Source organism: Rhodococcus sp. EPR-157, assembly GCF_001647195.1.
Taxonomy (GTDB): domain Bacteria; phylum Actinomycetota; class Actinomycetes; order Mycobacteriales; family Mycobacteriaceae; genus Rhodococcoides.
Genome location: NZ_LVCV01000315.1, coordinates 1 through 713, shown reverse-complemented (window position 1 = coordinate 713; position 713 = coordinate 1). Strand labels below are relative to the sequence as shown.

At 65.6% G+C, this 713-nt stretch carries 1 protein-coding gene; it reads left to right on the top strand.

The genetic code is table 11. The features are described 5' to 3' along the window. Positions 1-713: DUF222 domain-containing protein (locus A2J03_RS14570; protein ID WP_156520396.1), on the top strand; the 713-nt coding region annotated here is incomplete at both ends.

Below are 713 nucleotides of genomic sequence, written 5' to 3'. Positions count from 1 at the left end.
GATGTACTGGCTGCGGCGTATCGCTGCAATGCCAAGGCGCTGCGCGAGCGGGTGTGGAGTCACTGGATCGACCATGACGAAGCCGAGGCGAACGCGGCACGAAAAACCGCCGAGTCCGAGGAACGGTGCGCGCACATCACACGATGCGATGATGGAATGGCCGCGTTGTTCGCGAAGATGACCGCGCTCGAAGGCGCCGAATGCGACTCCATCCTCGAAGAGTTGGCTGGGACGGTGTGTTCGCGTGATCCGCGGAGCAGGAAGCAGTTGCGCGGGCATGCGTTGATCGCGCTGATTCACCGCGAGGACACGATCGCGTGCCTGTGTGGCCACCAGGAGTGCGCGGTGCGTGGTGCGGCAGATCGGATGAAGCCTCGCAGGCAGCATTTGCTGCAGATCATGATCAGTATCGAATCGTTGCTCGGTCTGAGCGGTGAGCCGGCAACTCTCGGTGATGGGACCGTGCTCGACCCGCAGACCGCACGCATGATCGCCGGTGACGCGCGTTGGCAGGCATTTCTTACCGACGTGCTCGACGCTGCTCGGGCACAGGCCGACCCCGCCCGCGATGCAACCGCGACAGATACAACCGCGACCGCGACCGCGACAGATGCAGCACCGCCGGCACCCAGCCCCGAAGCCGATCTCACGCCCGAGCCCGAGCCTGAGCCCGAACCGGAGCCGGAGCCTGAGCCCCCGTCCGATCCCGAGCC